General features: G+C 73.0%; 18 protein-coding genes. 8 read left to right on the forward strand and 10 right to left on the reverse strand.

Going from position 1 to position 25,246, the window contains the following annotated elements:
* Window positions 1-31: 31 nt before the first annotated feature.
* Together ACFU9E_RS13375 and ACFU9E_RS13380 are read right to left on the reverse strand one after the other, a co-directional pair.
* Window positions 32-1,108, reverse strand: coding sequence for a hypothetical protein (locus ACFU9E_RS13375; RefSeq protein WP_380686997.1), 1,077 nt, complete (start codon window positions 1,106-1,108; stop codon window positions 32-34).
* An 88-nt stretch (window positions 1,109-1,196) separates the two neighbouring features.
* Window positions 1,197-2,342 (reverse strand): serine hydrolase domain-containing protein, encoded by a 1,146-nt coding sequence (locus ACFU9E_RS13380; RefSeq protein ID WP_380686994.1) that lies wholly within the window; start codon window positions 2,340-2,342, stop codon window positions 1,197-1,199.
* Window positions 2,343-2,489: 147 nt separating this feature from the next.
* Here ACFU9E_RS13380 and ACFU9E_RS13385 point away from each other — a divergent pair, with 147 nt between their 5' ends.
* Both ACFU9E_RS13385 and ACFU9E_RS13390 read left to right on the forward strand, forming a co-directional pair.
* Complete coding sequence (locus ACFU9E_RS13385) at window positions 2,490-3,725, forward strand: sensor histidine kinase (RefSeq protein WP_380686992.1); 1,236 nt, start codon at window positions 2,490-2,492, stop codon at window positions 3,723-3,725.
* A complete protein-coding gene (locus ACFU9E_RS13390) occupies window positions 3,725-4,423 on the forward strand; it encodes a response regulator (RefSeq protein WP_380687001.1) in 699 nt (232 codons plus the stop codon). The genes ACFU9E_RS13385 and ACFU9E_RS13390 overlap by 1 nt, the downstream gene beginning before the upstream one ends.
* 68 nt (window positions 4,424-4,491) lie before the next feature.
* On the opposite strand, the gene ACFU9E_RS13395 is transcribed toward ACFU9E_RS13390, so the two are convergent.
* From ACFU9E_RS13395 to ACFU9E_RS13415, 5 genes are all read right to left on the reverse strand, one after another.
* Window positions 4,492-6,312, reverse strand: coding sequence for a CocE/NonD family hydrolase (locus tag ACFU9E_RS13395; RefSeq protein WP_380686990.1), 1,821 nt, complete (start codon window positions 6,310-6,312; stop codon window positions 4,492-4,494).
* 291 nt (window positions 6,313-6,603) lie between these two features.
* A complete protein-coding gene (locus ACFU9E_RS13400; protein WP_380715003.1) occupies window positions 6,604-7,161 on the reverse strand; it encodes a sigma-70 family RNA polymerase sigma factor in 558 nt (185 codons plus the stop codon).
* A gap of 154 nt (window positions 7,162-7,315) precedes the next feature.
* Window positions 7,316-7,684 (reverse strand): DUF6508 domain-containing protein, encoded by a 369-nt coding sequence (locus ACFU9E_RS13405; protein ID WP_380685489.1) that lies wholly within the window; start codon window positions 7,682-7,684, stop codon window positions 7,316-7,318.
* Between the two features lie 235 nt (window positions 7,685-7,919).
* Window positions 7,920-11,687, reverse strand: coding sequence for an endonuclease/exonuclease/phosphatase family protein (locus tag ACFU9E_RS13410; RefSeq protein ID WP_380685487.1), 3,768 nt, complete (start codon window positions 11,685-11,687; stop codon window positions 7,920-7,922).
* Window positions 11,688-11,802: 115 nt separating this feature from the next.
* Entirely contained in the window at window positions 11,803-12,258 is a 456-nt protein-coding gene (locus ACFU9E_RS13415) for a peptidase inhibitor family I36 protein (protein WP_355368467.1), read from the reverse strand.
* Between the two features lie 306 nt (window positions 12,259-12,564).
* On the opposite strand from ACFU9E_RS13415, the gene ACFU9E_RS13420 reads away from it, so the two are divergent.
* Entirely contained in the window at window positions 12,565-13,026 is a 462-nt protein-coding gene (locus tag ACFU9E_RS13420) for a hypothetical protein (protein WP_380685485.1), read from the forward strand.
* A gap of 81 nt (window positions 13,027-13,107) precedes the next feature.
* On the opposite strand, the gene ACFU9E_RS13425 is transcribed toward ACFU9E_RS13420, so the two are convergent.
* Complete coding sequence (locus tag ACFU9E_RS13425; RefSeq protein WP_380685483.1) at window positions 13,108-13,809, reverse strand: NAD(P)-dependent oxidoreductase; 702 nt, start codon at window positions 13,807-13,809, stop codon at window positions 13,108-13,110.
* Between the two features lie 148 nt (window positions 13,810-13,957).
* Between ACFU9E_RS13425 and ACFU9E_RS13430 the strand changes: the two genes are divergently transcribed.
* From ACFU9E_RS13430 to ACFU9E_RS13440, 3 genes are all read left to right on the forward strand, one after another.
* A complete protein-coding gene (locus tag ACFU9E_RS13430) occupies window positions 13,958-14,686 on the forward strand; it encodes a TetR/AcrR family transcriptional regulator (protein ID WP_380685481.1) in 729 nt (242 codons plus the stop codon).
* A gap of 210 nt (window positions 14,687-14,896) precedes the next feature.
* Window positions 14,897-16,174 (forward strand): WD40 repeat domain-containing protein, encoded by a 1,278-nt coding sequence (locus ACFU9E_RS13435; protein WP_380685479.1) that lies wholly within the window; start codon window positions 14,897-14,899, stop codon window positions 16,172-16,174.
* A 177-nt stretch (window positions 16,175-16,351) separates the two neighbouring features.
* Window positions 16,352-16,645, forward strand: a complete 294-nt coding sequence (locus tag ACFU9E_RS13440) for a hypothetical protein (protein WP_380715004.1) — start codon at window positions 16,352-16,354, stop codon at window positions 16,643-16,645.
* 45 nt (window positions 16,646-16,690) lie between these two features.
* On the opposite strand, the gene ACFU9E_RS13445 is transcribed toward ACFU9E_RS13440, so the two are convergent.
* Both ACFU9E_RS13445 and ACFU9E_RS13450 read right to left on the reverse strand, forming a co-directional pair.
* Window positions 16,691-18,979, reverse strand: coding sequence for a glycoside hydrolase family 3 C-terminal domain-containing protein (locus tag ACFU9E_RS13445; RefSeq protein WP_380686204.1), 2,289 nt, complete (start codon window positions 18,977-18,979; stop codon window positions 16,691-16,693).
* A 32-nt stretch (window positions 18,980-19,011) separates the two neighbouring features.
* Complete coding sequence (locus tag ACFU9E_RS13450) at window positions 19,012-20,250, reverse strand: glycoside hydrolase family 1 protein (RefSeq protein WP_380686202.1); 1,239 nt, start codon at window positions 20,248-20,250, stop codon at window positions 19,012-19,014.
* 157 nt (window positions 20,251-20,407) lie between these two features.
* Between ACFU9E_RS13450 and ACFU9E_RS13455 the strand changes: the two genes are divergently transcribed.
* Both ACFU9E_RS13455 and ACFU9E_RS13460 read left to right on the forward strand, forming a co-directional pair.
* The gene (locus ACFU9E_RS13455; RefSeq protein WP_380686200.1) at window positions 20,408-21,025 is read left to right on the forward strand and encodes a TetR/AcrR family transcriptional regulator; all 618 of its coding nucleotides are present in this window, start codon (window positions 20,408-20,410) and stop codon (window positions 21,023-21,025) included.
* 222 nt (window positions 21,026-21,247) lie between these two features.
* Entirely contained in the window at window positions 21,248-25,243 is a 3,996-nt protein-coding gene (locus ACFU9E_RS13460) for a hypothetical protein (protein WP_380686198.1), read from the forward strand.
* The last annotated feature ends 3 nt before the right edge of the window (window positions 25,244-25,246 follow it).

Genomic DNA, 25,246 nt, shown 5'->3' on the forward strand with positions numbered 1-25,246 from the left:
GCTCTCCTCCGGCCGATCCGATCCGATCCGGTCAACTGCCGTTGCGCCGGAGTACTGTGCCCTGCCCGTCCGCCTCCAGGCTTCCGGTGCCGCCGTCACCGGTCACCACGACCCTGAGCGCGAGCGAGCCGGTGACGCCGTCGGCGGTCAGCTGCCAGCTGCGCGGGGAATCGACGCCGAGGGTGCTCCTGGCCTCCTCGACCAGCGCGGCCACACGATCGAAGGGCAGCGAACGCGGGTCGAACCCGGAGGTCCGCACGCCGGTGGGGGAGAAGACGACCGTCAGCAGCCGGTCCTGCACGACGACGGTGAGTGCCTGGCGCGTCTCCCCGTCCTGCGTCAACGACTCCACGGCCCTGCGAAGTTCGCCGTGATCGAGCATCGACCGGCCCGGACCGAGGGTGACCGTGCCGGTCGCCGATGTCACGGTGGTCGTGGACGAGGTGGAAGCGGACGGCTTCGGGGCGGTGCTGCTCGCGTCGGGGCCGAACAGGTCGGCGCGGAAGAGCAGGAGCACGGCGCCCACGCCGAGCAGCAGGCCGAGAAGAGTGAGAAACCCGCCGGCACGGCCCGTCGGGGGATCGTCCTTCATGACCGGACCGGGCGCCGAGTCCAGGTACGCGCCGGCCGCCCGTTCCTCCCAGGCCGGCGTCGGCCGCTTCACGATCCGGCACTTCCACGGCCGGTCCGGCGGGTACTCGACCACCACGATCCCGCGCGGGCGGTAGTCGGGAAGCTCCACGAGGTTGATGCCCTGTCGGATCTCGACGCGGTACGCCGGCGCGTCGTCCGGTGCGACGGTCAGCTCGAACCGCACCGGCACATCACTGGTGTCGCTCCCGACGGCCTCCAGGCTCTCGATCATCGCGAGCGCCGTGCGCGGCGCAACGGCCTCTTCGCGGGAGCGGCGCGGCAGGGTGCAGAGGTGGAGGACCAGGCCGTAGACCGCAGGCAGAACCAGGCCGATGATGATCAGCGGTGCCTTCCCGACGACGCATCCGCTGATGAACGCGGTCAGCGACACCCCGGTCACGCCACCTGTCAGGAATCCCCGTGCGAGGCCGGCAGGCCTGGTGCGCGTGGGTGGCGCGACCGCGGTGATCGTCATACGGCTGATTGTGCACGTCACGGGTGACGGCCGACAGACCCGAAGACTGTCGGGTCGGTCGGCCACGCTACTGCGCGGGCGATGCGGCTCAGCGGCAGAGGGCGGTGTCCACGACGTCTTCGAGGTGCGCCGTGACCGCCTCGTCCGTGGGGACGGTGGTCACCGCGATGTTGACGGCGCGCCCGTCGTCCGTCGCTCCGCCCCGGGTCTCGTAGCCCGGGATGTCGCCGCCGTGCCCCCAGTAGACCCCGCCGCACGACAGTGGGCGGCTGATCAGCCCCAACCCGTAGCCGGCGCCGCTGTTCCCGATCGGCACGGTGGTGCGCATCTGGGCGAGCTGGGCCGCCGGGAGGAGGCGGCCGGCGAGGAGGGCGGCGAAGAACTGGTTGAGGTCGGCGTTGGTGGAGACCATCTGGCCCGCCGCCCAGGCCACCGAGGGGTCCAGTTCCGTGATGTCGCGCAGGGGTTCGGCCGCCGACTCCCGGTAGTACCCCTTCGGGTGGGCTTCCCGGACGGTCCGGTCGCCGGCGGTGGGGAAGTAGGTGTGCCGCAGCCCGAGGGGCTGGAGCACACGCCGCCCGATCTCCTCGGCGATCGGGCGGCCGGTTACCTTCTGGACGATCAGACCGACCAGCACGTAGTTGGTGCTGCTGTACGCGAACCTCGCCCCGGGCGCGAAGTCGGCCTTGTGCTGGAAGGCGATGTCCAGGATGTCGCGCGGCTCGTAGTAGCGGCTGCGGATCTCCGACTCGCTGATGTAGCCCTCGTACTCGGGCAGTCCGCTGGTGTGCTGGAGGAGCTGACGCACGGTGATGTGCCGGCCGTCGATCCCGTCCCCGCGCACCAGGCCCGGCAGGTAGCTGTCGACGGCGGCGTCGAGGTCGACCTTCCCTTCGCCGACCAGCTGCAGCGCGACCACCGCGGTGAACGTCTTGGTGTTGCTGCCGATCCGGACCTGGCCGTCCCCGGGCACCTTCGCGCCGGTGGCCAGGTCGCCGACGCCCGCCGTGTAGGTGCGGGTGCGGCCGGTACGGTCCTTGGCGCTCGCCAGCGCGGCGGGCAGGCCGTCGTCACGCACCAGCGCGTCGAGACCCCGCTGCACGGTGTCGGGCCGGCCGACGGCGGGTGCGGCGGACGCGGCCGGCGGCGCGAGGACACCCGCCGTCAGGGCGGCGACGGCCACCGCGGCGGCGGCCGACAGGGAACGAAGCCTCAGCCTCGACTGCTCACGCATGGGTCAACTCCTGGGAATCGCTGGGAGAAGTGGTAGCGGCACGATCATGGGATCCGGGGCCTGCGGCGCACATCGCGGAAAGGCGGGAAAGCGCGATCCCTCGATCGGGGGAGGCCCCCGGCGAGATGCCCGCCCATACTGGCGATCATGATCAGGGGAATCCGGCCGCTGCTGAGCGGCTCCACGTACACGGGCGTGCTGTTCGCCCTCTGCGGCGCGTTGGCGAGCCTTCCGCTGCTGCCGTTCGCCACGCTGCCGGCGTTGCTGTGGAGTTCGGCTCCGTACGCGGTGCAGGCCGTGCTGACCCTGCTGGCCTGGTCGTTGCTGCTCGGCCTGGTCGGCCTGGCCCGCACCACACGGCGGGTGCTGATCGTGTCCGCCCGCCGAGCGCTGAGAGTGCCGCTGCCGGATCCGGCGGCCGGCAGCCGGTCCGCCGCGGACCGGCTGCGGACCCCGGTCTGGCTGGTGCTGCTCGTGGCGCTGGGGTGGACGGGCGCGCCGACGGCCGGGCTGTTGCTGCTCCTGGGCCTGTCGCTGCCGGGGAACTGGCTCGGCGGTACGGCGCGGCTGAAGCTGTTCGACCGGTCGACGGATCTGGCGGACGGCTGGTGGAGCTGGCCGGCGGCGGCCGGCTGCCTGCTGCTGGCGGCGGTGGTGTGCGGGGTGGTGACGGGCGTGCTGCGGTGGACGGCGCCCCGGCTGCTGGGCCCGTCGGCGGCCGAGCGGCTGGCGCTGGCGGCCGAACGGGAGCAGCTGCTGGCCGAACGCAACCGGCTGGCCCATGAGTTGCACGACTCCATCGGGCACACCCTGACGGCGGCCACCATCCAGGCCGCGGTGGCGGGCGAGGTGCTCGCCGTGGACCCGGTGGCGGCGCGGGCGGCCATGCGCAGCATCGAGGAGTCGACCCGGGCCGCGCTGGAGGACCTGGACTACGTGCTGGGCGTGCTGCGCGAGGAGGAGGCGGGGACGGCGCCGGTCCGCACCCTGGCCGACCTGCCCGAACTGCTGGACCGGCTGCGGCACGCGGGCGCGATGGTGGAACCGGAGCTGTCGGGCGAGTGGGCGCAGGTGCAGGGCACGGTCTCCCGGGCGGCGTACCGGATCCTCCAGGAGGGGCTGACCAACGCCCTGCGGCACGGGGCGGGCGGTCCGATCGAGGTCCGGGTGGTGGCGGGGCCGGACGCGCTGGAGCTCCGCGTGGTCAACCGGACCGGGGCGGTGGCCACCGGCAGGAATCAGCGGGCCTTCCCGACGTCCGGGCACGGCCTGCCCGGGCTGGCCGAGCGGGTGCGGCTGCTGCACGGCGAGTTCGAGGCCGGGCCGGACGGGCCGCAGCACTGGCGGCTGGCGGTCCGGCTGCCGGTACGGGTGTCGGCGTGATCCACCCGGAGGCGACCGGCCCCGGCGGCGACCGCGTAACGCTGCTGATCGCGGACGACGACGAGATCACCCGCAGCGGACTGCGTATGCTGCTCGCGGCACAGCCGGGGATCACCGTGGTCGGAGAGGCCGCCGACGGCATCGAGGCGGTGGAGCAGGCACGACGGCTGCGGCCGGACGTGGTCCTGATGGACGTGCGGATGCCGCGCCTCAACGGGATCGAGGCTACCCGGCAGCTGCTGGCCGCCGGGTCCACCGAGTGCGCCGAACCGCCGAAGGTCGTGGTGATCACCACCTTCGAGAACGACGGCTACGTCACCGCCGCGCTCGGCGCCGGGGCCAGCGGCTTCGTGCTCAAGCGGCTCCCGGTCCGGCAGATCGCCGAGGCGGTGCGGGTGGTGGCCGCGGGGGAGGCGATCCTCTTCCCGGCGGCGCTGCGCCGGATGGTCGCCGCCCGCCCGCTGGACTCCGCCGAGGCGCTGCCGAAGGCGGCGCTGACGGGACGGGAGGAGGAGGTGCTGCGGCTGATGGCCACCGGCCTGTCCAATCCGGAGATCGCGCAGTCGCTGGTGGTGAGCCTGGAGACGGTGAAGACGCACGTCGGCAACGTGCTGACCAAGCTCGGCGCGCAGAACCGGACCCACGCCGTGGTGATCGCGTACGAGTCGGGCCTGGTGGTGCCGGGGTTCGCCGGCTGACCCGCCGCGCGGAGAGCGGCCGGTCGCTCCCCGAACCGACCGGCCGCTCCTGTTCCAGGTCGTGCCGCTCAGCCGAGCGGCAGCTTCAGGAGGGCTTCCTCCCTGCTCAGGGAGGTGACGGTGGTCCTGCCGGTGCCAACCTCGCCGCCGACGAAGGAGTAGAGCCGGTCGCGGCTGTTGACGACCAGGGCGAGCCGGTGGCCGTCGCCCAGGTCGTAGGCGGCGGGCTGGAGCGTCCAGTCGACGGTCCGTTCCGTGCCGGCGCTCAGACCGGTGACGGTGAGGGGCTCGTGGGTGATGATCCGGGCGGAGCCGTCCGGGTCGAGGTCGAAGAGGTAGGCGACCAGGGACGCGGCGTCGCCCGCTTCGACGCCCACGGCGAGCCGGAGCGTGGCGGCGCCGCGGATCCGGCGCCCGCCCGCCAGCGCCTCGGTGGACCAGACGAGCAGCCGGTCGCGCTCGAAGCCGGCCGGGTCGTAGGCCTTCGGGTTGCCGAACCACTCCTTCTGCCCGGTCTCCATGATGTCGTCCATCGCGGTGGCGCTGGTCTCGCTCCCGGCGGTGAACGTGCGGCTCCAGCCCGCGGACGGCTTGTCGGACAGGGCTCCGTCGCCGTTGCCGTTGGTGCCGCTCAGGTACCAGGCCTCGGTGTCGGTGGTGGCCTCGGACCAGGAATCGAGGGGTTCGCGCCGGGCCGCCTTGGTGATCCGCCTGCCGCCGCCGATGGCCGGGGCGGTGTCGTAGGTGAACATCACCTGGCTGTTGACCACCGGCCAGTTCGGCACCTCGTTGGCCTTGCCGAGCAGGTGGTGGTCGAGCCAGGCGAAGGTCTCCAGCGTCGGCGTCAGCGAGCCGACGAAGGGCGTTCCGCTCGGGAAGCCGGTGATGCCGAGGCCTTCCGGGGCGCCGTGGTCGCCGATCCACAGGTTCAGGTGCTTGGGGACGGTGAGCTTCTCGAAGGTGGCGATCGCCTCACCGGCCGGGAACAGGCTCTCGTGCCAGGTGTTCGAGTAGAAGGTGGGGACGCCCTGGGAGTTGGTGAGGTCGACGTAGGTCTCCGGGGAGCGTGCGTGGCCCCAGCGCACCACCTCCTCCATCTCCTGCCCCTTCAGGAAGTTCTGGAGGATGCGCCAGGTCTCCTCGTCGAACCTTTCGTGTTCCTTGCCCTCCTCGGCTCCGGTGAACTTGATCAGCAGCTCCACGGCCTTGAGGTGCCGGGTGCCGTGGTCGTAGAGGCTGGTGGCCAGGTTGCCCCAGGTGCTCAGGGCGGCCACGGCGGAGACCCGGTTCTGCTGGTCGTGCGCGGCGACCAGCTGGCTGATCCCAGAGCCGTAGGACAGGCCCAGGAACCCGACCTTGCTCGGGGAGAACAGCCCCTCCGCGTGGTCGATCACCAGCGACCCGTCCTCCCAGTCGTCCCGCCCGGCGACGCCGATGAAGCCGTTGGAGCTGTAGAGCTCGCCCGGCGCGCCGAACCCCCGGGGGGTGTACGCCAGCACGTGGTAGCCGCGGGCGGCCAGGGAGAGGTAGCCGACCAGGAACGGCAGCCAGCCGTACGGGTTCCAGCCGGCGGGCACGATCACGACCGGGCGCGGCTCGGAGGTCTTCTGCTCGATCGCGAACGCGGAGAGGCTGACCTCCTCCGTCACGGGGATGCGCGGGAAGGTGACCCCGGCATCCCGCAGGATCTGCTCCACCAGCTTCCGCAGGTCCTCGGGGAGCGCGGCGGCCGGGGCCGTGCCCTGGAGGGCGGCGAGCAGCGCCCGGGCGATGGCGAGCACCGCCGGGTTGATGTCGAGGCTCGCGCCGCGCCAGATCCCGTTGGCGGCGATGTCGGCGAGTGTCGCATCGGTGATCGCCGCGGTCGGCTCTCCGCCCTCAGTGGTCATGTGAACTGCCCTTTCCTGGAAGGTCGGGACGCCCGATGGGGGCGCCGTCCAGGCGGATCATGGACCCGAGGGGAGGGCCGGAAACCGAAGGGCCGTCAGCTGCACTCGAACGAGTGAGGGGAGCTGACTCCGCGCCCTCAGGCCGTTCAGTACCGGGTCCGCCAGACGCTCCGGCAGGTGCGGTCCGACCGGGCGGGGCCGAGCAGGGCGCGGGTCTGGAGCGGGGCGCGGGTCTGGAGCGGGGCGCAGAGCAGTTCCAGGGCCAGTGCCGTGTCGGTGCCCGGCGGGAGCTCACCGCGCTCGACGGCCCGGGCCGTGATCGTCCCCTGGCTGGAAGAGACCCTGATCGGCTGACCCGGAGGCCCTGCGGGCGCGGCGCCACCGCGCCCGCAGGGCCGGTCGCCCGCGCTCGTCAGGACCGGCCCCGGTCGGTGAACTCGGCGGCCGTGGAGCCACCGGGGACCAGCCGAGCACGTCCCGCAGGAGCAGCACCGCCCGCTGGCGGGGCGGCAGGTGCTGGACGGCCACCACGAAGGCCAGCTCGACGGTCTCCCTGGCGACGACCACCGCCTCCGGTTCCGCCTCCCGGGCGGCCACCGGCTCCAACAGCCGGTCCGGGAAGGGATGCAGCCAGGCCACCTCGGCCGGCCGGCCGCCCCCGTCGGGCTTCGGCCGCCGAGGATGCCGGTCGAGGAAGTCCAGGCAGGCGTTGGTGGCGATCCGGTACAGCCAGGCCCGGAGGGAGGAGCGTCCCCGGAAGCTCGCACGGTAGCGCCACGCCCGGAGCAGCGCCTCCTGCACCAGGTCCTCGGCCTCGTCGTAGGAGCGCAGCATCCGGTAGCAGTGCACCCGCAGCTCCGACCGGTACCGCTCGGGCCTCCGCGGCGAACGCCTCGCCGTCCACGCCCACCGCCCCGTCCGACATCCCGAGTACCCCCCGCCCCTCGGGGACGACCCTCTCACGGGCGCCGGCCCGGACGGCGCCGGGGCGGCGTCCCGGGCGTCACAGCGCGTCGCTGTCCGCCAGTTGCTCCAGACGATCGACGACCGCGCCGAGGATCCCGTTCTCCTCGGCGGCTTCGAGGTGGCCGCCGGCGAAGCGGTCGAGCCGCAGGTGGGCGGTGGCGATCCGGCGAAGCGTGGTGGCGTCGGCCGAGGCGATGAACTCGGGGTCGGAGATCCGGCCGTCCTGGTACGGGGCCCAGTTCATCCAGTCGAACCCGGGCTCGGTCAGGCCGCGCGCCGAGGCCCCGACGGCGAACTCCGCCACGGGCGTCATGCCCAGCGCGGGCGGCGCCGCCCCGGGCTCCCGCTCCGCGCGGTGGTAGAGCGCGACGATCTCGCGGGCGGTGTCGGGCGTCAGTTCAGGCATCGGGGGATCCTCCGCGCAGGGGGGTCGGGGCCATGCTCCGTTCACCTCGGGCTCGCTCGATGGGCGTGAATGGGGGAGGAACCCCCGGAACACTCGGGAGGCTACGAGTGCGGTGGCGGGAGGGGCGCCGCCACGCCGTGCGGTCGGGTCGTGCGCCGTCCGAACGGGTCGTGCCCGGGAAGCGGACCGGCCCCCCGCGTTCGTGCGGGGGGCCGGGCTCACCGTGGGGATCCGGTCACTGGGTGACCGTGCGGAAGAGCCAGTGGAGTCGGGCGGTGGCGGCTCCGGGGCGGGTGATGGTGACCGTGTCGACCAGGGTGCTGCGGGTCAGGTCGAGGTGGTCGTAGGGGCTGGCGAAGTTGGACAGCAGCGTTCCGTTGGGGCCGTCGTCGGTCTTGCACCACAGGTAGCCGTTGTCATTGGGGCGGTAGGCGCCCATGGTGACGTAGTCGCCGTTCTGCGGGGCCTGGGGGTGGGCCGCCGTGGAGTTGACGTACTGGCGGCCGTAGACGAGGTAGACGCAGTTGTCGGCGCCGTCCGGGCCCGCGGAGATGGCGCTGAACCGCTGGTGGTTCCCGTGCGAGTCCGGGGCCAGGTAGACGGGGTAGGGCGCGACCTCCAGGTCGTCGACCGAGAGCGCCGGGGCCGAGCCGCCGGAGTCCGTCGCGACGATCTCGGTGAGCCGGGTGCTCTCCTGGGGGTCCTGGAGGAACCAGAGCTGGGCGGCCGAGCCGTCCTGGTCACGGGCCACGATGCCGAGGCCCGGGCCGAGGTCGGTGAGGAACTGGCGGGTGACGTAGTTCTGCAGGGTCCAGGTGCCGTCGCCCTGGGGGACCGGCTGCCAGAGCTGGTCGAGCGCCGCGTTCGGCCACAGCACCGTCCGTGCGTCGCGGGCTCCGCCCTCCTGGCCGAGGTAGCGGCCGGCGTAGGGCGCGTTGGCGTGGAACAGGCGGTAGAAGCCGCTGTACTCCGGGTCGGGCGACAGGTTGAACACCTGCGTCTGGATACCGGCCGGGTTGATCGGCTGGTCACTGACCGCGTGGGTGCTGCTGCCGGGGGCGGCCACGTTGGTGGTGGCGGCGTTGCGCAGCACGGCGGGGCTCTGCACCGGCACCGTCACGGTCTGGGACCGTGGCGGGTTCGGCAGGTTGCCGACCTCCATCACGACGGGGTAGTGGTCCGACAGCAGCATCTGTCCGACCCGGTTCATTCCCAGGACGCTGGGGTTCGTGTTGCCGACGGGAACGGCCACGTAGTCGAGGACGCGGTCCGGGGTGTTCGAGTTCAGGCGCCGGACGGTCGGATGGGTCGGCAGCGCGGGGGCGTGCACCGTGAACTCGCCGGCGACCGCGGTGGCCAGCGACCTGTCCGCTTCGTTCGGATTGGCCGGGGGCAGCGGCGCGCGGTTGTAGTCGCCGAGGGCGATCCAGGGCAGCGGGCTCTGGTTGGGGCCCGCGGTGGCCATCCGCTGCCGGATGTTGCGCAGCAGCCCGGGGTCGTCGTTGCCGCTGCCCGAGAGGCCGTGCACCGTGAAGTACACGACGCCGTCGACGTTGACGCCGAGCGCGGGCCGGCCGGTGAAGCCGTTGTCCCGCCCCGCCTCGATGACGTACACGTCCTGCGGCTGGACCCGGGTACGGCTCAGGATGGCCAGGTTGACCCGGCCCGTGTCGGTGTTGGGGTCGGTGTCCGTGTGCAGCCAGTACAGGTAGCCCTGCGGCCTGGCGCCCGTTCCGCCGTACCGGTACTCGCGGACCGGGGGTGTGCGGCCGGCCCAGTCGAAGAAGACCGGCGGGTTCTGCGGGATGTCCTGCTCGAACCCGGCGCCGCTCGGCGGGGCACCGGCCTCCTGGAGGGCGATGATGTCGGCCTGGTTCTGCCGTGCCAGCTGGTTCACCCCCAGCGTGTACTTGCTCTCGTAGGCGGAGGAGTCCTCGCCCGTCCCGCCGCCGGTGCCCGCGCCCTGCATGTTCCAGGTGGCGATCGTGCGGCGGTTGCCCGCACGGGGGTCGAGATCACCGCCGGTGTCCCGCAGGAACAGCGACGGCCGCTTGCCGACGTCGGCGGGGACGACGCCCTGGCCGGTGAAGTCGAGGGTCTCCCGGCCGGTCCAGTCCGGGATCGCCTGGCCGCCCTGGCTCAGCGGCTGGAACGTGCTCGGGGAGCCGTTGGCGGAGCCGAACTGGAAGGCGGTGCCGGACTGGGTGCCGTACGGGGTGTAGGGCACGTACGGTCCGCCCGGTGCCGTCTGCTTGACCATCGTGTTGTTGTAGAAGACGTTCTGCGGGCCCGAGGAGCCGGACCACTTGACCGCCTTGGGGCCGGCCGCCCACCAGACCGGGTACCACGTCCCCTCGTCGATCTCGCCGCCCTCGCCGCCGCAGTTGGTCGTGCAGCTGCCCGAGCGGTGCTCGTAGGGGACGCGCAGGGTGTTCTGCTCGAACAGGTTGTTGTGCTCCCACCCGCCGTGCAGGTTGAGGTCGGAGTCGAGGTCGTTGCGGAAGGCGACGTTGCCGCCGGCCGACCACTGGAAGGTGAAGTGGCGCAGGTTGCGGCTGAGGTTGTAGGCGTACAGCGAGTCCCAGACCCGGCTGCCGCGCAGGTAGCCGTTGCCGCCCTTGCCCTTGTTCCAGGCGCCGTCGAAGCTGTTGCGCTCGATCTGGACGTTGCGGGCGTCCTCGGTGACGATCGGGTGCGAGCCGGTCATCTCGGCCTTCAGCCCGCGGGCCCAGTCGTTGGCGGCCCACTTGAAGACGATGCCGTGCATCGCGTACTCGGGCGCCATGTTGCCGTAGTTGTGTACGGCCTGGGCGGGGGTCAGGTCGTAGGTGCCGCCGCCGAGCTTGGGCAGGCCGTTCATGTCCTGGGTGAAGGCGAAGTCCTCGAAGCCGACACCCTCGACCACCTTCAGCGGGGTGACCTTGCTGGCGTAGGGCTTGTCGCCGAGCGGGGTGGAGCCGTCCGAGGTGGAGTCGACCGGCAGGTCCCACTCCAGCGGGCGGTCCAGGGTGACCGTCTTCGCCGCGGCGTCGATCGCGTTGACCCGGAACATCTGCTGCCGCATGTGGAGGTTGTCCATCTGGCTGCGGTCGGAGACGCCCTGCTGCTCGTAGAACTTGACGCTGTTGGCCGCGCCGACCCAGACGTAGCCGCCCAGGGAGAACTTCTTCATGTCGGCCTTGGGGTCCAGCTGCACGACGTCCTGGCCCTGCCGGCCCGCCCAGCCCGGGTCGGCCGTCTTGGCGGCGACCTTGATGCCGGAGGCCCAGTGCTGGTTGACGCTGCCCTCGAAGATGTCCTTGCGGTTCGCCGGGGCGGCGGCCCAGTCGTCCTGGTAGCGCTCGGCGATGTCCCGGGTCTGGACCCGGAACAGGCCGCGGCCCGGCCAGATCCAGCCGCCGGTGCCGACGTCGCTGCCACTGCCGGCCTTCATGCTGTCCTGGTCCCAGCGGCCGTTGACCAGGGTGTCGTAGCGGGTGTTGACGTCGGGCCGGAACACCAGGCGGGTGCCGCCGGCGCCGGAGCCCTGGCCGCGCAGGACGAGGAAGTCGGCGTCCACGTAGATCTGCCGGGAGACGTCGATCCGGCCGGCCGGCAGGGAGATCAGCGAGAGGCTGTTGAAGTTGGCGCCCGGCGAGCAGTTGGCCTTGATGTCGTCGATCGCCCGCTGCAGGCCGGTGGTGTCGTCGGCGCCGTCGTCCGCCCGCACGCCGTACTGGGAGGCGAGCCGGTCGGGGGTGATGCGGCAATCGGCGTTCGTGGTCAGGTCGCCGTCGCCGGGCAGCGGCCGGCCGCCGCGGAAGCCCACCCGGGACCAGTCGGGCATGCCGGGGGCCGGTCCGGTGCGGTTGGCGTAGCTCAGGTCCGGGCCCTCGGCTCCGGGACCGGCCGTGACGGAGCCGGCCGGGGCCGCGGAGGCCGGTGCCGCCGGGGCGAGCGCCGGGAGGGTGAGGGAGAGCAGCAGGCCGGACAGCAGCGCGGCCGATGGTCGTAGACGTTTCACGGGACCTCGTTCCGGGGGGTCGCAGAAGTGCCCCCGGCTCCTTGGACGAGACGGGGGCGGTGTGCTGGACGGTCCGGTCCGCCGGGAGTGGTGCCCGCGGACCGGCGACGACTAGCTAGTTGTTGAAGCAGCCGAACCGCAGGCTGGAGATCCGGTCGTTCTTGTAGTAGTCGGAGCCGCCCGCGTCGTAGTCGCCCTTGGTGCCCCAGCTCCAGGCCTGGGCGTAGTCGACCTGGGACGGGTGCAGCTCGCCGTAGGGGTCGTCCCAGAACTCGACCGAGCACTGCGAGTTGTTGATCCAGGAGGACACCTGGTTGTCGGCCAGGACCCCGTTCAGGAAGTGGACCTGGTTCAGCCGCACGATCAGGCTGCCGCTGCCGGCGGGGGGCGGGGTCACGATCGCCTTCGAACCCGTGCCGCCGCTGTTCTGGTAGAGGCAGAGCGCCCAGCCCGGGCACCCGTCGTACGGGGGGTTGGCGGCGGAGGCCGGCGCGGCCGACAGGAACATCATCGCCCCGGCGATCGCGCCCGCGACGGCGGTGGTCGCCAGCTTGAAGGATTTGAGGGCCATGGTGGAACTCGCTTTCGGGGTCTGCCCACGGCTGTGACGCGGGCGGGTGACAGTACTCGTGCGCGGCGGGCCCCGGGCCGGGCTCGCCGCACCACGAGACTGCCCGTGCGGGGGAGGCGGCGGCATCAGTCAAATGACTGCGGACTGCCGGGCACCTGACGGGGCGACACGTCGCGGCGGGAAACGGCCCAGAAACATGGGATGTCGCCGCACCCGCCAGGGCGGCGAGGATGCGGTCCAGGCCGTCCGTCGCCGAACGGGTGCCGGGCGCCGGCGATTCCGTCCTCCCGAAGGAGCGTTCTTCCCATGAGTCTTCGCCGATCGGTCTCCGCGGTGGCCACCGTGGCGGTGCTCGCCCCGCTGCTGGCGCTGGCCGCCGGAACCGCGCAGGCCGCGCAGGGGCCCGCCACCGACCCCGGACCCGTGACCGCCGTGGCACCCGCACCCGACTTCACGATCCTGCCGTCGAACCCCTCGATGCTGCAGCTCTCGCGGAAGCAGCAGTGCATGGCCGCGTACAACGTCAACTACTGGGTCGGCGGCGGGCCGTTCGCCGTCACCCAGCTGAAGCTCTGTCTCAGCGCGCCGACCACCCTCGCGACCGGCGCGCAGATCTTCTTCGCCGGTGACGCGAACTACGTCCCGATCGATCCCGTCCACGTCCCGACCGGGCCCGTCATCCCGACCGGGCCCGTGACCGACCCGGACGGGCCCGTCCTCGTCCCGGACGGGCCTGTGCTCGACCCGGCCCTTCCCGCCGTCCCCTGATCCGGGGAACCGGACCGGCCGTGCGGCGGCGCGGCCGGGTCCGGCCCGGTGGTTGCCGTCGGCCCGGCGGCCGTCGTCGGCTCAGTAGCCGGCGGTGAACCGGCGCTGGACGAAGCGGGGCAGTTCCGCCTCGTCCACCAGCGCGACCGCGGCGTCCTCCGCCGAGATCCGGCTTCGGCCGTCGGCGTCCAGTACGACCTGGTCGCCGCCGATCCGGAAGCGGCCGGTGCGCTCGCCGGGGCCGATCTGCTCGGCGGGGCTGAAGTACGTCCAGAGCCGGTTGGACAGGCGCAGCACGTCCAGCGCCTCCCGGTGGCCGCGCACGGCGGCGCCGTACTCGCGGGGCAGGCCGAGTTCGTCCAGCGCGGCGTGCAGGAGCTCGTCGTGGTCGGCGCGGACGACGCCAGGCTCGATCTCCAGGCTGCCGGCGCCGCCGATGACGATCAGCCGGGTGCGGGGGTGGCTCTCCAGCGCCTTGAGCAGCGACCGGGCGGCGGCCGCGTAGACGGTCGGGTCGGCGATCGAGCGCCGGACGGTGTCGGCGAAGTCCTTCGCCGCGTTGCCGGGCTGGAAGCCGCTGATCAGGACGTCCAGGCCGGGCAGGACGGCGGCGACGCCCGCCGGGTCCAGGACGTCGAGGCTCGCCCAGCTCAGGTTCTCGCGCCGGTCGGTGATCGCGGAGGCGTCCCGGCTGAACGCCGAGACGCGGTGTCCGCGCCCGAGGGCCTCGGTGACGATCCGGCTGCCGATGGTGCCGGTGGCTCCGATGATGCCGATGTGCATGGTTCTCCCCTTGGTTCATGCCACGGTCAAGGCCGAAACGGCGGATCGGGACAGCGTTTCCTCAAGCCTGCCCTTCACGCCGTGCTGGAACTATACGGCGTGAAGTTTTCGCACGGCAATCAGTGAGGTGACGCTGTAGAGTGACGCCGTGGCAGCCACCCCGAGCACCGGACGACGCGAGCGACTGCGGATCGAGACGACCGCCGAGATCAAGCGCACCGCACTGGAGTTGATGCGCTCCGGCGGTCCCGACGCGATCACCCTGCGGGCCATCGCCCGCGAGATGGGCATGACCGCCAACGCCATCTACGGCTACTTCGCCACCCGCGACGACCTGGTCACCGCCCTCGTCGCGGACGTCTACACGGCGCTCGCCGACGCCCTCGACGCCGCCTGGGCCGCTTCCGCGCAGGACGCCCCGGCGGGGCGGATCCAGGCCTGGGCGCACGCCTTCCGCAGCTGGGCGCTGGCCAACCCCGAGGGCTTCCGGCTGATCTACGGCGACCCCGTCCCCGGCTACCGCGCTCCGGAGGGCGGGGCCGCGCCCGACGCCGCCCGACGGGTCTGCGTCGGCATCGCCGCGCTCGCCGACACCGCCTGGGGCGGCGCCGCGGGTGCGGGGGCCGGTGCGGGGGCCGGTGCGGGCGACGGCTTCGACTGGGAGGACTTCGATCCCGGCCTGCTCGACAAGGTCCGCCCCGCGTTCCCCGCGCTGCCGCCGGCCGGGGTGGCCCTGGCGCTGCGGATCTGGGGCCGTCTGCACGGCCTGGTCGTGCTGGAGGTCTACGGCCACCTGCGGGCCCAGACCTCCGCGCCGGACAAGCTCTTCCAAGCCGAACTCGCCCAGTTGACCAGCTCGTTGGGGATCGAGATCTAGTGCTCTGACCGCATGGGTTCGCGGCGTTGGACGTCATGGCGGTTGGATGTGCGGTGACGTCCGATCCGACCGCTGGAGGCGCGGTGGCCGAGCCTGTCCGTGTGCGCAGACCGACCAACCAGGAAGGGCGGAAACTGCAGCGGATCGTTCGCCGCGGCAGTACGAGTTCGGTGCGCGGACCTGTCCGGCCGCATCACTAGAGTTTCGGCCGTGAGTGACGACGTTCATATGACCGCTTCGGCATCGGATCCGTCGGGGGCGGAAGGGTGGTGGACGGACCTGCCATGGCTGGTGAACGCCGATCCGGAGCGGGTTCTGGGGCTGCCGGCTTCCGATGCGGATTCCGACGCGCGACTGATGGCTGCGGTCTACCGGGCGTCGGTGGACGTACACCGGGACGCGCCACCGTGGGTGCGGCGGCAGCTGCTGGCCCTGGACGCGGCTCGGTACGGGGACCGGGAGTTGTCGGCACGGATTGCCGCCGTGTCAGTGGATGATGTCGACACCGAGCCATGGCGGGTGCTGTGGTCCACCGGCGCGCAGAGTGACCCGCACTTCCAGATGAACCCGTCCGGTCACACCGGCGGTGTTGACGCGGTGGTGACAACCTTCTCGGACGGCCGCCACGTCGTGGTCACCGGCAGCAAGGACCAGACGGTCCGGGTGCGGGACCTTGAGACCGGCCAACCGGTCGGCGGGCCGATGAGCGACTTCAACGGCAGAGTGTGGGCGGTGGCGACGGAGGTCGTGGACGGTCGGCCGTGCGTCGTCACGGCCGGCGACTGGGCGGTACTCGCGTGGGACCTGGCCACCCGCCGGCAGACGGGCGAGCTGCCGGGGATCAACGGTGAGGTGTGGTGTCTGGGCACGGCTGTCGTCCAGGGGCGACCGTGTGCGCTCGCCAGCGACGACGACGTGTCCGTGCGGGTCTGGGATCTGGCCAGTGGGGAACAGGTCGGCGAACTCACCGGACACGACGACTTCCTGATGGCCATCGACACGCTGGTGATCGATGACAGGCCCCATGCGGTGGGCTGTACGAGCGGTGGCAAGGTCTGGCAGTGGGACCTGACCACCGGACAACCGGTCGGGGAGCCCCTGCCGGGCCACGACGGCGAGGCGTGGGCGGTCGCGACAGCGGTCGTCGGCGACAGGGCCCACGCGATCACGGCGGGTTACGACGCCACCGTGCGTGTGTGGGACCTGGTCATGGGACGGGAAGTCGGCAGGCTGGTCGGCCACGAAGGCACCGTGTCCGCGGTGGTGACCGCGGCGATCGGTGGAGAACTCCGGGTCGTCACCGGTGGTTCGGATGGAACGGTGTGCCTGTGGGAGCCGGCCGCCGGGCGGCAGATCGGCCGGGAGCTGGTGTTTCCCGCGCCAGTCCATGCGCTGACCGTGACCCCGGAAGGCTCGCTCGTGGTGGGCTTCGGCGGCGACGTCGCGGTCCTGTCCCTGCATGCCGTCCCTGACTCCACTGGGCCGTGAGCCGTTGGTGCTGTGACCGGATGGTTGCTGGTTCCGGCCCGGTGATGAGGACAAAACGCGGCCAGCGGCTGCGCAACCCGGCGAACCTGTGCGGAACCCACCGGCGAGCTGGACACCGCCACCTCGGAGGAGATCCTCGACGCCCTGCGCGCCGCCAACGGCGAGCTGGGCACCACCGTGCTGATCGTCACCCACGACCCGCTGGTGGCCGAGCAGGTCCACCGCACGGTGCGGATCCGCGACGGCCGCACGTCCACGGAGGGGCTGCGCCACCCGGCCGCCCCGGGCGCCGGCGGCGGCCTCACGGCCCAGGAGCACACGGTGCCGGACCGGGTCGGCCGGCTCCAACTGCCGCGTGAGTCCACCGAGTCGCTGGGACTGGCGCACCGGGTGCGGCTGGTCCTGGCGGCCGGCCACATCGAGGTGTGGCCGGACCGGGACCAGCCGCGACCGGACGGCGCCGGGGGCTGAACACCCGGGGCCGAATGCCGGGAGCGGAACGCCCGGGGCCGAACGTCAGACCCGGTCGGCCCCGGCCCCGGCGGCGCGCGCGGCGGTCAGCTCGCGGTGGGCGGCGACCAGGCGCTCGACGTCCTCGGGCGTCACGCTGTCCACGAACGCCGGGATGCGGCCGACCGGCAGGCTGCCGCCCATGGTGGTGGCGATCGGGTCGTCGGCGGGGATGCCGATGGACTCCGCCATCGTCTGCATCGCCGCGCCGATGATCTGCGCCCCGACCGGGTCGGCCAGCCACTCGCCGAGGGTGGACTCCGCGGTGAGCTCGGGGACGTGGCCGTCACCGGGGCAGCCGACCGTGGTGCGCAGCCGCAGGTCCCGGGAGGACGCGCCGATCCGCAGCTCGAACTCGCCGCCATCGACCCGCCAGCGGTGGTCGCGCACCGACCAGTGGGCGAAGGAGCGCTCGTCCAGCGCGATGGTCAGCCGGGCGCTCTCGCCGGGCTCCAGGTGGACCTTGGCGAAGCCCTTCAGCTCGTGCTCGGGGCGGCGCAGCCGCGGGGCGCACTCGTGCACGTACAGCTGGGCGACCTCGGCGCCGGCCCGGGTGCCGGTGTTGGTGACCGTGAACGAGACGTCGAAGCGGTTGGTCCCGGTGGGCGTCACCTCCAGGCCGTCGTAGCCGAAGGTGGTGTAGCTCAGGCCGTGGCCGAAGGGGTGGGCGACCGGCAGGCCCAGGGTGTCGTAGTACCGGTAGCCGACGTACACGCCCTCGCCGTAGTGGACCTTGCCGTCCGCGCCGGGGAAGTGCAGGTGGCTGGGGTTGTCCTCCAGCCGCAGCGGGATCGTCTCGGCGAGTCGGCCCGAGGGGTTGTCGAGTCCGAACAGCAGCCGGGCGATGGCGGAGCCGCCGGCCTGGCCGAGCAGCCAGCCCTCCAGGACCGCGCCGACCCGGTCCTGCCACGGGGTGAGCCGTACCGGCGCGCCGTTGGAGAGGACCACGGTGACGTCGGCGCCGGAGGCCTCGGCGGCGGCGGTGACGGCGTCGAGCAGGGCGAGCTGGTCGGCGGGCAGGTCGATGTCCGTGCGGTCGAAGCCCTCGGACTCGTGGGTCTCGGGCAGGCCGAGGAAGAGCACCGCGTGCCGGGCGGCGCGCACCGCCTCGACGGCCTCGGCGACGAGCGCCGGGTCGGCCGCCCCGTCGAGGGTGAAGCCGGGGGCGAAGCGGATCCGCTCCGGGTCGGTGACGGTGGCGCGGATCGCGTCGAGGGCGGTGTCGAGCCGGGTGGGCACGACGTGCGAGCTGCCGCCGCCCTGGAAGCGCGGGCTGCGGGCGAACTCGCCGACGACGGCGATGGTTCCGGTGCCGTCGGGGGCGAGCGGCAGCAGGCCGCCGTCGTTCTTGAGCAGCACGGCGCACTGCGCGGCGACGGCGCGGGCCAGCGCGTGGTGCTCGTCCTCGTCGTAGCTCCCGCCGGGCACCCGGGCGGCCGCGGTGCGCTCCAGCAGCTCCAGGACCCGCCGGGCGGCGGCGTCCAGGGCGGCCGGGTCCAGCGAGCCGTCCTCGACGGCCGCGACGACCTGCGCCTCCCGCCGGGAGGGCGGCATCTCCAGGTCGAGCCCGGCGGCGAGCGAGGCGACCCGGTCGGCGACCGCGCCCCAGTCGCTGACGACCAGGCCGTCGAAGCCCCACTCGCCGCGCAGCAGTTCGGTCAGCAGCCAGTGGTTGCGGGCGGCCGGTACACCGTTGACCGCGTTGTAGGCGGCCATCACGGTGGTGGGCCGGGCGGTGGTGACGATGTGCTCGAAGGCGGGCAGGTAGATCTCGCGCAGGGTGCGCTCGTCGACCTCGGCGCTCACCCGGAGCCGGTCGGTCTCCTGGCTGTTGACGGCGAAGTGCTTGAGCGAGGTGCCGACGCCCCGGGACTGCACGCCGTGCACCAGCGCGGCGCCGAGCCGGGCGGTGAGCAGCGGGTCCTCGGCGAGGTACTCGAAGTTGCGCCCGCCGAGCGGGGAGCGCTTGATGTTGACGCCGGGGCCGAGGACGACGGAGACGTTCTTGGCGACGGCCTCCAGCGCGATGGCCCGGCCGACCCGCTCGGCGAGCGCCGGGTCCCAGGAGGAGCCGAGGGCGCAGGCGGGCGGGTAGCAGGTGGACGGCTCGCTGGTGCCGATGCCGAGGGCGTCGCCGTCCTCGGGCTGCTTGCGCAGGCCGTGCGGGCCGTCGGCGAGCATGATGCCCTCGACGCCGGCCTCGGGCAGGGCGCGGGTGTGCCAGAAGTCGCCGCCGGAGGTCAGCGCGGCCTGCTGCTCGGTGCTCAGGGCGGGGTGGTGGCTCTGCTCGGTCATGGGTGTGCTCCTTCTGTTGTCGATGGCGCGGGTCAGGCCCCGGCGACGGGCAGGACGCGGCTGCGGCCGGCGGCGCCCAGCCAGGCGGCGGACGGCTTCGGGGTGCGGACGAAGGTCTCCCGGTCCACCGCGATCAGGCCGAAGGTGGGGAGGAAGCTGCCCCACTCGTAGTTGTCCAGGGCGCTCCAGTGGAAGTAGCCGTGCACGTCGACGCCGTCGGCCATGGCGGCGGCCATGCCCTCCAGGGCGCCCGCGGTGTAGGCGACGCGGCGGGTGTCGTCGGCGGTGGCGATGCCGTTCTCGGTGACGATCAGCGGTACGCCGGGCGCGGTGGCGGCGGTGTGGCGCAGCGCGTCGCCGAGCGCGCCGGGGTAGAACTCCCAGCCCGTGAGGGTGCGTTCGACGTCCTCGGGGACCGGCAGCGGGCCGTCCGCCCCGATCAGGGTGCGGGTGTAGGACTGTACGCCGAGCCAGTCGTCGCCGCGGGCCGCCTCCAGGAAGACGTCCTCGCGCGGACGCAGGTACGCGGCGCGCGCCTGCTCGGCGCCCTCGACGCCGGGCAGCGCGTGGCTGACCTGGTTGGCCACCGACCAGCCGGTCCGCACGTGCGGCGCCCGGGACTTGACCGCCTCGACGGCCAGCCGGTGGGCCCGGACCAGGGCCTCGGTGGTCCGCGGGTCCGGCGCCGGCAGGCCGGCCGGCGGGAGGGACAGCTCGGAGGGGTCGACGCGGCCGAGCATCAGGTCGAGCAGCGGGGCCATGGTGGCGACCATGTTCGGCTCGTTGATGGTGCAGACGTGGTCCACGCCGTCGGCGTAGACAGGCGCGGCGGTCTCGACGAAGCGGGCGAACAGCTCGCCCGCGTCCGGGGCGGCCCAGCCGCCGCGCTCGGCGAACCAGCGCGGCGAGGTGAAGTGGTGCAGGGTCACCATCGGCCGCAGGCCCCGCTCGTGGGCGCCCTCCACCATCCGCCGGTAGTGGGCGAGGGCGGCGCGCGAGAACTCGCCGGGCTCGGGCTCGATCCGGGCCCACTCGATGCTGAACCGGTAGTCGGTGAAGCCGAGTTCGGCGAGCAGGTCCATGTCCTCGCGCCAGCGGTGGTAGCTGTCGCAGGCGTCGCCGCTGGGCTCCTTGATGTGGCCGCCCTCGCCGGCGGCGCGCTCCAGCGGCCACCAGTCGCTGGTGGTGTTGCCGCCCTCGGTCTGGTGGGCGGAGGTGGAGGCGCCCCAGAGGAAGCCCTCGGGCAGGGAGGTGATCGGCGCGTCGCTCATGACGGGTCTCTCTTCCGTGGTGCGGTCCGCCGGCCGGGCCGGCCGCGTTTGCGCGGGGGTGCCCCACCATAAGCACGAAAACATGACAGGGCAATGCTTTCGCCGCCGAAAACCTGGCATCGATATGTTTTTGTGGCGTGCCCGGTAGGATCCGCCCATGAGCAAGCCTCGGGGGCCGTACGCCAAGACCTCGGCCAAGCGGCAGCAGATCATCGACGCCGCCCTCGCCGCCTACGCGGAGGCCGGCAGCCGCAACGTCTCGCTGCGCGACATCGCCCAGCGGGTCGGGATGACCTACGCCGGGGTCATGCACCACTTCGGCAGCAAGGAGGCCCTGCTCACGGCCGTCCTGGAGGCCCGGGACGCGGTGGCCGCGGAACGCTTCGGACCCGACCCCGACGGCACCGGACTGCCGCACTCGGAGATCCTGCGGCACAACGCGTCCACCCCGGGGCTGGTCAAGCTCTTCGTCGACCTCGCGGCGGCGGCGGCCGAACCCGACCATCCCGCGCACGACTTCTTCGAGCAGCGCTACGCGGACCTCCGCGCCCGGCTCGCGGAGCGCATCGAGCGGAACGTCGCCGACGGGGTGGACCCGGCCTGGCTCGCCCGGATCTTCATCGCCGCCGTCGACGGCATCCAGCTCCAGTGGCTGCTCGACCCGGAGATCGACATGGCCGCCGACATCGAGCGGCTCGGCGAGCTCCTGATCGGCCCGCGGTGGGCCACCGACCCCGCCGGGCGGCGCCCGACGCCGGACACCCCCGCGGAGTAGCGCCCGGCGCCGTTGTGCTCGGCGTCGTCGTGCCCGGCGTCGTCGTGCTCGGCGGCCCTCGTGGTGGTCGGTGCTCGCACCCCCCTGGGGCGGGACGGGGCGCCGTCCTGTGGCATCCGGGATATCCGGTCGGCACGGTGTCCGGCGATCGCTAGAATCCGGCTGCCTACGAACTCTGTGATCGTCATATGAGTTGAGGCCGTAGAACATGAGGGGGCATCAATGAAGTTGCTGCCATCGGGCAGCCGCGGGGGACAGGGCCGAAGAAGGAAGCGCATCGCCGCTCCGGGCGCCCTGTTGCTCGCCGTCCTGGCGACGCTGGTGGGCCAGGCCGGCCCCGCCGTCGCCGTGGCGCCGCCGCCGGCGGCCACCGCCTCGCCGCAGCCGGGCGCCGACGCCACCGCGCGGACGCCGAGTGCCGCTCCCACCGCCGGGCCGACGGCCGCGCCGCCGGTGGACCCGAAGGCCGAGGCCGCGGCCGCCGCCCGCGAACTCCAGCAGGCCGACCCGACCGGCCCCTGCCCGACGGCGCTCACGGCCGGCGCGGTCGCCGAGTGCGCGGTCGAACCGGGCAAGCCGCAGTCGTTCTCCCTCACCCTGCCCCAGCCCCAGGACGTGCTGTTCGTCCGGGTCCTGACCGCCACCGGCTCGCCGCGCTGGACCTTGCGCGCGCCCGACGGCACGGCGCCGACCTGCGAGGACCAGTCCGGCGGGATGCGCCGCTGCGTCACCACGCAGGCGGGCGACCACACCCTCCAGGTCACCCAGGACTACGGCGTGGCGGGCGGCCTCTCCATCTCGTACCTGCCGCTGCTCGCGCCCGGGGCCTGCCGGACGGTGAGCGCCGCCGACCTCTCGCTCGCCGCACCGACCGCGTTCCACGGCTCGCTGCCGACCGGTTCCGCCGGTGAGTGCTACGTCGCCGCCGACCTCGCGGCCGGGGACCAGCTGCGGACCCGCGTCAGCGCCTACTCCGCCGCCCGCGCCCTCTACGACGCGACCGGCCGGCAGATCTGCTTCGGTACCAACAGCTGGGACTCCTTCCGGCTGGACTGCACGACGGCCGGCCAGGCGCCGTTCCGGTTCACGGTGCAGGCCGGCTACGGCTCGACGCAGGCGTACGACCTCACCATGGCACGCCTCGCCAGCACCCAGGGCTGCGTGCTCGTGGAGCCGCAGGCCTACGGCACCTCCCCGGACCTGGGCCAGGTCGCCCGCTGCCGCACGCTGCGGATCACGGAGAAGGACAAGTACTACCTCGCCGCCGTCACCGCGGCGGGCGGCACCGCGCTCACCGGCGAGCTGTTCGCGCCCGACCGGAGCCGGCTGAACGTCGGCTGCACAGCGGCCTACACCTGTGAGCTGACCCCGGGCGACCACACCTGGGTGGTCGACCCGGGTACCCCCGCCGACCAGGGCTTCGGCCTGGTCCTGCGTTCGGCCGGGGAGACCAGGGGCTGCGCGGCGACCGGTGACAGCGGACTGGTGTCCGGCCCGGCGACCGGCTCCTTCGGCGCCACCGGGCAGGCTTCCTGCCTCCTCCTGCCCACCGCCACCGGCACCGGCGTCTACCTGCTCAACCAGCCGCCGAAGGACATGACCGGGGCCGGTTTCACGGTGCTCGACGCGGTCGGCGCGAAGCAGTGCGAGAACCCCTTCGCGTACGGCACCACGATCTGCAAGCTGACCGGGACGGCGCCGTTCCGCGTGCTGCCGACCGGTGCGCCGACCGAGACGTACCGGCTGGTGGTCCACCGCACCGGTGAGACGGCCGGCTGCACGGCCTGGCCGCGCAGCGCCTTCGACGGCGGCTGGGGCGCGGAGGTCACGCCCACCGAGGCCGTGCCGCAGATCTGCCTCGGCCTGCCGGCCGGTCAGCACAGCACCGCCGAGGCCGTCGACTACACGAACGCCACCAACACCGGCGGCGCCTCGCTGCAGGTGGTCGACCCGCAGGGCGACGTGGTCTGCCAGGGCGGCGCCTTCACCTGCGCCTTCACCGACGGCGTGTCCTACACGGCGCTGCTGGCGGGCCGCTACGACGACGGCTACAAGCTGGCCCGACGGGACATCTCGCCGACCGCGAACTGCCTCACCCCGAGCTCGACCACGGTCGGCGGCCGCTCGCTGCCGCTGGACCTGGGCTCGGCGCTGGACGCCCGCTGCATCCGGGTGTCCGCCGCCGCCACCGACCGGCTCTGGCTGAGCGCCCGGTCGACCGCGGGCCGCTACGACCCCACGGTGCAGCTCCAGGTCGCGGACGGCAGCGGCCGCACGGTCTGCGTCCAGTTCGGCTACGCCTGCAAGGTCACCGGCTCGACCTCGTACACGATGGTCGTGCTCGCGGCCGGCTACAAGGGCGGCGCCCCGATCCACACCAACGTGGACACCTGGCGGGTGGGCACCGCGGACGGGTGGGCCCCGGAGTGCACCGCCCGTCCGGTCTCGGTGTCGGGCTTCCCGCTGCGCAGCGGGGTGCTCACCGAATCGTCGACGGCGTACTGCGCGGTGGTCGACATGAAGCCGTCGCAGTCCTTCAACGTCTTCGGTACCGCCTCGGTGGGATCGGGGGAGAAGCCCCTGGTGCACCTCATGGGGCCGGGGACGTGGGACGAGTCCACGCCCGCCTACACCTGCAGCACCAACTCCGGTGAGTTCGGCGGCCGGTGCAACTCCGCCTACAACGCGGTCGCCGGGCAGGCGGTCCTGCTGGTCACCCCCGGCAACTCCGTCACGCCGGTCGAGTACACCCTCCAGGGCGTGTGCGACCGCTTCTACTCCACCTGCAGCGGCCAGCCGGCCCCCGTCAGGCTGACCTCGGTCAGCCCCGCCACCGGTGCGGCCGGGACCTCGGTCCAGGTCGCGGTCCGCGGCTCCGGCCTCACCCTGGGCAGCAAGCTGCGGCTGGCCGGCAACGGAGCCTCGTACCCGTACGACCTCAAGCCGATCTCGGTGAACCCCGAGGGCACCGAGGCGCACGTCCTGTTCGACACCAGGGGCCTCCAGCCGGGGGCGTACGACGTGGTGCTCGACAACGGGGGCATCGGTGTCACCCTCGCCAAGGGCTTCACTGTGACGCCCGAGCAGGCCGCGGCCAAGGGCCGGTTCGTGCCGGTCTCGCCGGCGCGGATCCTGAACACCGTGCTGGGGGTCGGCGCGCCGGCCGGCCGGGTCGGCCAGGGCGGCGTGGTGCCGCTCCAGGTCGCCGGTGCGGGCGGGGTCCCGGTCACCGGGGCGACGGCGGTCGTGATGAACGTGACGGCCGTCAACCCGACCCGCACCAGCGCCGTCTCGGCGTACCCGAGCGGCCAGAAGGTGCCGGACCTGCCGACGGTGAGCTTCGCGGCCGGGCAGAACGTCACCAACCTGGTGACGGTGCCGCTGGCCAACGGCAGGGTCGACCTGCGCAACGCCTGGGGCGAGGTCGACCTCGGGGTGGACGTCGTCGGCTACTACACCGACAGCACCACCCAGGGCTCCCTGCTGAGCCCGGTGTCGCCGACCCGCATCCTGAACACCGTGCTCGGGGTCGGCGCGCCGGCCGGCCGGGTCGGCTGGGGCGGCGTGGTGCCGCTCAAGGTGACCGGCGTGGCCGGGGTGCCGACGAGCGGGGTGACGGCGGTCGTGATGAGCGTGACGGCCGTCAATCCGACCCGGACCGGCTTCGTGACGGCGTACCCGCACGGCGAGTCGGTGCCGGACGCCTCGGTGGTCAACTTCGCGGCCGGGCAGAACGTGTCGAACCTGGTGACGGTCCCGGTCGGGGCGGACGGCAGGGTCGACCTGTACAACGCCTGGGGTGAGATCGACCTCGGGGTCGACATCGTCGGCTACTACGGCGCCTCGGGTGCCACCTACTCGCCGGCGAACCTGGTGCGGCTGCTGGACACCCGCACCGGCGAGGGCGCCCGGATCGGCACCCTGGGCGGGAACGGAGACCTGCTCAGCGTGCGGGTGGACGGCGTCGAGGGCGTGCCCTCGACCGGGGTGACCTCGGTGCTGATGAACGTCACCGTGGTGTGGCCGACCGACACCAGCTTCCTGACGGTCTATCCGCACGGACAGGACCGTCCGGACGCCTCGAACATCAACTACCGCCCGGGTGAGGTCGTCTCCACGCTGGTGATGGTCCCGGTGGTGGACGGACGCGTGTCGTTCGCCAACCAGTGGGGCAGCACCGACGTGGTCGCCGACCTGATCGGCTGGTTCTCGGTCTGACGA

This window comes from Kitasatospora sp. NPDC057595, assembly GCF_042800875.1.
Classification (GTDB): Bacteria; Actinomycetota; Actinomycetes; order Streptomycetales; family Streptomycetaceae; genus Kitasatospora.

Coding starts and splice junctions, on each gene's coding strand:
- ACFU9E_RS13375 (WP_380686997.1), bottom strand. CDS start 1,108: ATGACGATCACCGCGGTCGCGCCACCCACGCGCACCAGGCCTGCCGGC.
- ACFU9E_RS13380 (WP_380686994.1), bottom strand. CDS start 2,342: ATGCGTGAGCAGTCGAGGCTGAGGCTTCGTTCCCTGTCGGCCGCCGCC.
- ACFU9E_RS13385 (WP_380686992.1), top strand. CDS start 2,490: ATGATCAGGGGAATCCGGCCGCTGCTGAGCGGCTCCACGTACACGGGC.
- ACFU9E_RS13395 (WP_380686990.1), bottom strand. CDS start 6,312: ATGACCACTGAGGGCGGAGAGCCGACCGCGGCGATCACCGATGCGACA.
- ACFU9E_RS13405 (WP_380685489.1), bottom strand. CDS start 7,684: ATGCCTGAACTGACGCCCGACACCGCCCGCGAGATCGTCGCGCTCTAC.
- ACFU9E_RS13415 (WP_355368467.1), bottom strand. CDS start 12,258: ATGGCCCTCAAATCCTTCAAGCTGGCGACCACCGCCGTCGCGGGCGCG.
- ACFU9E_RS13420 (WP_380685485.1), top strand. CDS start 12,565: ATGAGTCTTCGCCGATCGGTCTCCGCGGTGGCCACCGTGGCGGTGCTC.
- ACFU9E_RS13425 (WP_380685483.1), bottom strand. CDS start 13,809: ATGCACATCGGCATCATCGGAGCCACCGGCACCATCGGCAGCCGGATC.
- ACFU9E_RS13445 (WP_380686204.1), bottom strand. CDS start 18,979: ATGACCGAGCAGAGCCACCACCCCGCCCTGAGCACCGAGCAGCAGGCC.
- ACFU9E_RS13450 (WP_380686202.1), bottom strand. CDS start 20,250: ATGAGCGACGCGCCGATCACCTCCCTGCCCGAGGGCTTCCTCTGGGGC.
- ACFU9E_RS13455 (WP_380686200.1), top strand. CDS start 20,408: ATGAGCAAGCCTCGGGGGCCGTACGCCAAGACCTCGGCCAAGCGGCAG.
- ACFU9E_RS13460 (WP_380686198.1), top strand. CDS start 21,248: ATGAAGTTGCTGCCATCGGGCAGCCGCGGGGGACAGGGCCGAAGAAGG.